Below are 4827 nucleotides of genomic sequence, written 5' to 3'. Positions count from 1 at the left end.
CGGTGGCGGCGACGACCGCGGCGCGCTCGACCTGGTGCTGGCGGCACTTGGCGACCTGCCGGACGTGGCGCTGCGGCTGGTTTCGGGGCGGGGCAATCCGCGCAACGCGGAACTGGCCGCACGGCTGGCCGGCGTCGATCCGGCGCGGATCGAGCTGCTGGTCGATCCGCCCGCCATGGCCGAACGCATCGCGGAATGCGATCTCGGCATCATCGCTGGCGGCACGATGAGCTACGAGTTGGCCCATTGCGGTCTGCCGATGCTGCTGGTGGCGCTGGCGCCGAACCAGCGGCGCTCCTGCCTCGGCTGGCAGGAGTTGACGGGCACCCCCTTTCTGGGCCAGATCGGGGACGTTATGCCCGATCGGTTGCGGGCGGAAGTTCATCGTTTTGTGACAGGGCCCGAACTGCGTCGCCAAGTGGCTGCGCGCGGCCGGGCAGAAGTGGATTGCAAGGGCGCGGCACGGCTGTGCGACGCCTTGATGGAAAGCGACAAAGCATGACCAGAACCATTCTTATTCTCGGCACCAATGCCGGCCAGGCAGACTTGATCCGGCACATGAAGGACATCGGCTGGCGAGTGATCGGCTGCGCGCCGGGCAAGGGCGAGCCGGGCCAGGCTTTCTGCGACGTGGTCGAACATGTGGACATCGTCGATCTCGACGCGCTGGAGGCGGTGGCGCGGCGCCATGCCGTCAATCTAGTCTATTCGATCTCGTCGGATGTGGCTATCCGCTCGGTCGTCGCATTGTCGGAGCGGCTGGGCCTGCCACATTTCTACGACAGCGCCTTCATCGGGTTGCTGGACGACAAGGCGGCGCTGCGGGCCTTCCTTGCCGAACACGGGCTAAGCCCGGTGCCGTTCCGCAAGGTCTCGGATACCGAGGGTCTTTCGGATTGGACGCATTTCCCCTGCATGGTGAAGCCCACCGACGCCCAGGGCCAGCGTGGCGTGCAGCGCATCGACCGCCCGGAGGATCTTGCCCAGGCGGTAGAGCGCGCCATCCCGCTGTCGCGCAGCCGGCAGGCCATTGTCGAGGGCTTCCTCGACGGCATCGAGGTTTCCTGCAACGTGCTGGTTTGTGGCGGCCAAACCCGCATCCGCGTGTTGTCGGAGCGGCTGGTGCATGGCCCCTCGGCTCCCGGCGTGCCGCGCGGCCACCTGATCCCGGCGGTGCATGTGCCAATGCCGGCGCGGGAGGAGGCGCTGGAGCTGGTTGACGCGATCATTGCCGCACTGGGGCATCGTGACGGCGTGCTCTATTTCCAGATGATCATGACCCCCGAAGGCCCCCGCGTGGTCGAGATCGCGCCCCGGCTCGACGGGTGTCACATGTGGCGGCTGATCCGCGCCAGCCATGACATCGACCTTTTGGCCCGCGCGGTGGACTGCCTGACCGGAATCCCGGTTCCCACCGCCGAGACACCGCCGACCGGCGGCGACCGGCCGATGGAGCTGATGTTCCAGCAGATGCCGCCGGGCCAGCCCTTCGATCCTGCGGCCTTCCCGGTGCCGGCCGATGCCCTTTATCACGAATACCGCTACGCCGCCGGCGAGGATGTGCGGGCAGTCAACGGCACGCTTGAAGTGGTGGGCTATTACGTGCGGGCAATGTCATGATCGCGCCCGGTTCCTTTGTCGGGGTCACTGGCGCCTCGGGATTCATCGGGCGCCATCTTTGTGCCGATTTGCGCGCGGCCGGCTTGCGCCCCGTCGCCATCGGCCGGGGGCCGGAGGCCGAGCGGCAGACCGACTACAGTCCCGAAAGCCTGCGTGCGGCACTGGCGGGCTGTGCCGCCGTGGTGCATCTGGCTGGCCGGCGCATGACGCGCGAGGACGCGCCGATGGAACTTGCTCCGTTCTTGGGTCCCAATGTCGAGGCGACCGGCCATCTCGCCCGCGCGGCGCAGGCAGAGGGGGTGGAGCGGATCGTCTTCGCCTCGACCATCGCGGTCTATTCCGCCGCCAGCCCCGCGCCCTGGCGCGAGGACGGACCCGTCCATCCGGTCAATGCCTATGCCCTCTCGAAGCTGATGGCGGAGCACTATCTCGAGATGCTGGCCCGCGCCCGCCAGGCGCCGCCCGCGCTCTCGTTGCGCTTTGCCGCGGTCTATGGCCATGGCGAGAAGGGCACGCCCGCGCTGATGAAGTTCGTGAACCAGGCGGCAGCGGGGGAAACCATCACGCTGAGCGGCAACCCGGATTACACGATCGACCAGCTTTACGTCACCGATGCGACGGCTGCGATCCTCGCCGCGCTCAGTGTGTCCGCACCGCTCTCGGGGGCCTGCAATATCGGCGGTGGCCGCGCCTGGACCGTGGCCGAGATCGCCCGGACTGCGAATGCGGTCTTTGGCAATGACGGCAATCTCGACGACAGCGCCACCACGCCGGGGCAGGCGCATCAGGCGGTGATGGACCTTGCCCAGGCAAACCGGATTCTTGGCTGGCAGCCCGCCCACGACTTGCAGGCCGGCCTTGCCGACTTGCGGCGGCGCAGGGAAGAAGGTGGCCGCGGGGAATGATCCCGCGGCCCAGCCAGCCTTTCAGACGCGTGTTCCCTCCGCGCTTTCGAGAAGCAGTTCAATATTCAGCAGATTGCGGGCAATGGACTGATTGAACACGGAATAGGTTTCCTGTGCCGGATCCGAACCCGTAGTCGCCGCCTTGTATACCGTCTCGACATTGGCGCGGGTCTTTTTCGATGTCAGCATGCCCAGAAGGCGCGAGTTGCCAGGATCGAGAAGGTCGCGGCGCGCTTCCACCAGGACATCGCGCAGATCGCTGCTTTGACGGGCATCCAGTGTTTTTAGCCAGTCGCGAACCTTGACGTCCTTCCATGCCGTCATCGCACTGTATGACTTTCCTGCAAGCTTCGTGACCAGCGCATAGACTTCTCGCTTCGGCTGGCTGGCCTCCAGCAATCCGCGAGGTCGACCGAGGAAATAGCTGACAAGCGGCCCGGACATGGGCGCATAGGAGATACGGGTTCCGCTGGATAGGGGGACGCTGCACCCCCGCTTCATTGCGATCTGCCCATATCCATAAAAGCGCAACAAGTCGACTAGTCCCGTTTCCGTCGCATTCTGCCCCAGGTAGCCGTTCATCCGCGTCGCCTCGCTGCTCATTTCCGCAACTTGGCTGAAGATCGAGAATGGTTTCTGCGGCTGGTTCAGCAGATTGGGATATTGGGTTGCGATCATGCCGCGCATGATGCCGCTGGTCGTTCCAGCCTGCGGATCGGCGATCGTATTGGGGGTCATCTTGCGGAAATACCTGACCGTCGTGCGCTGGAACTCGGCATCCTGCAGATAGGCGTCGGTGAATCGCATGTTGCGGGTCAGGGCCGTCAACTGCTTCAAATGCAGCTCATCCGTCGTCAGATCGGACACTTTCGCGTTCGAAAGGTAGCCAAGCTCCAGATTGCTCTGCAAGGACAGCATGTTGTTGTTGACCAGCGCGTCCATGTTCTGCCCATGCAGGACGAGCGTTCCGATATCGGGGTGGTCTGCAAAGGCAAGGTCGGGTGCCCGCGTATTGGCCATGTCAAGCTGCATCCTGCCAAGGATTGCCGATACGGCTCCCCCCGAACGCAACGAGTCGCTTTCGATAAGCTCTATATCCAGGCCCAGATTTTGTGCGACGGGATAGGCACGATGGTGCCCGTTCGTCTTTGAATGGGTCCGCATCGTCTGTACCGTGAAGATCCGGATATCCTTTGGATCCATCACCTGCTGCATGGCAAGCAGGATCAGCAGGCTGTCCACCCCGCCCGAGAACATGACGGCAGGTTGCAGGTCGCTGCGCCGGTAATAATCCGCGTACTTTTCCGCGACCTCCAGGACGGCCTCTTCCAAAGAGGCGGGACGTTCGAGTTCCGCTATGTTCAGATAGGTCCGGCAAACCGTCACGCTCCCGCCGGAGATTTCAAGAACGGAGGCGGGAGGAAGCCGGTCCACCCCCTTGAACAGGGTGGAGAGAGGCAGCATCCCGAAGGTGCTGGCAGGGACGCTGCTTAGAAAATAGCAAAGAGAGAAATCGTTGAAGCGCAACTCGCCCGGTGAAAAACGCATGACGTCGCGCAGGAGTGTCGTGACGGCAATGCCTTCGGAGGTGCTGCGGACATAGCCGCCGCAATAACCCGGCCCTGTTATCATGCGCAGGCGCCCCTCCCGGAAATCGGCAAGGACGTAGCTGCCGATTCCATGTCGCGCCTGATGGGCCAGGAAACCGGGCAGATCATTGCTGAGATAGCGGTCTACGAGCTGCGGGACATTCTCATGGATCGGCGTTCCGAAGACGATGATATCCTGCTCGGCCGGCTTGTGCGTTTCAGGCCCCGAGACAATGATCATGTCCTCTGCAGGCAGCGAGGAATAGGAGGCGGGAAGATGGCCACTCATGACAGGGGCATTTCCATGTTCTGAATACTCATGTCGAGGAGGGCATTCTCTGTCCCCCCGGTTCCGCCTCCTGGCCCAGAACCCTACGCGCAAGACGACCGGGCGTGGCATTCTCGCCCGTTTGGAGCGCCTTCAGGTCCTCCCCGAACCAATACGGCGGATAGATCTTCTTGTTGGTCACCGGCCGGGCATGGAAGCGATAGGGCAGGGTGAAGTCGGGGCTTCGCATGTAATGCAGCCAGAGTGCGGCACGCTCGCGGATATCGGGAGCAACGATGGCGGGCTTCTCGAAGCGCAGATAGGTCTCGAATTCCGCACGGGTCTGCGGCGCAATATGGCCGATCGGATAGTCGATCGGGGCGAAATGGCCGGCGAGGATGCAGGGGATGCCCATGATGCCAAGCTCGACCGAGGTGGTGCCGTT

At 63.7% G+C, this 4827-nt stretch carries 4 protein-coding genes and 1 pseudogene; 3 read left to right on the top strand and 2 right to left on the bottom strand.

The window, feature by feature from the left end:
• From BLT64_RS25630 to BLT64_RS25620, 3 genes and pseudogenes are all read left to right on the top strand, one after another.
• Positions 1 to 502 (top strand): annotated as a pseudogene (locus BLT64_RS25630) (PseG/SpsG family protein); the annotation flags it as partial.
• Positions 499 to 1620, top strand: coding sequence for an ATP-grasp domain-containing protein (locus BLT64_RS25625; protein ID WP_011749794.1), 1122 nt, complete (start codon positions 499 to 501; stop codon positions 1618 to 1620). The pseudogene BLT64_RS25630 and the gene BLT64_RS25625, both read left to right, overlap by 4 nt.
• Complete coding sequence (locus BLT64_RS25620) at positions 1617 to 2525, top strand: NAD-dependent epimerase/dehydratase family protein (protein WP_011749795.1); 909 nt, start codon at positions 1617 to 1619, stop codon at positions 2523 to 2525. The genes BLT64_RS25625 and BLT64_RS25620 overlap by 4 nt, the downstream gene beginning before the upstream one ends.
• Positions 2526 to 2546: 21 nt before the next feature.
• Here the strand turns inward: BLT64_RS25620 and BLT64_RS25615 are convergent, their stop codons facing one another.
• Positions 2547 to 4403 carry a hypothetical protein gene (locus BLT64_RS25615; protein ID WP_011749796.1) on the bottom strand — a complete coding sequence of 619 codons (1857 nt, stop codon included), beginning with the start codon at positions 4401 to 4403 and terminating at the stop codon, positions 2547 to 2549.
• Positions 4404 to 4431: 28 nt separating this feature from the next.
• A partial coding sequence (locus BLT64_RS27095; protein WP_175474427.1) for a hypothetical protein occupies positions 4432 to 4827 on the bottom strand: 396 nt, incomplete at its 5' end.

It is taken from the genome of Paracoccus denitrificans, from assembly GCF_900100045.1.
Classification (GTDB): domain Bacteria; phylum Pseudomonadota; class Alphaproteobacteria; order Rhodobacterales; family Rhodobacteraceae; genus Paracoccus; species Paracoccus denitrificans.
This window is presented reverse-complemented; position numbering and strand designations above follow the sequence as displayed.

What these genes read in the sequence shown, in the direction of transcription:
- BLT64_RS25625 (WP_011749794.1), top strand. Translation starts at nt 499, where the DNA reads ATGACCAGAACCATTCTTATTCTCGGCACCAATGCCGGCCAGGCAGAC.
- BLT64_RS25620 (WP_011749795.1), top strand. Translation starts at nt 1,617, where the DNA reads ATGATCGCGCCCGGTTCCTTTGTCGGGGTCACTGGCGCCTCGGGATTC.
- BLT64_RS25615 (WP_011749796.1), bottom strand. Translation starts at nt 4,403, where the DNA reads ATGAGTGGCCATCTTCCCGCCTCCTATTCCTCGCTGCCTGCAGAGGAC.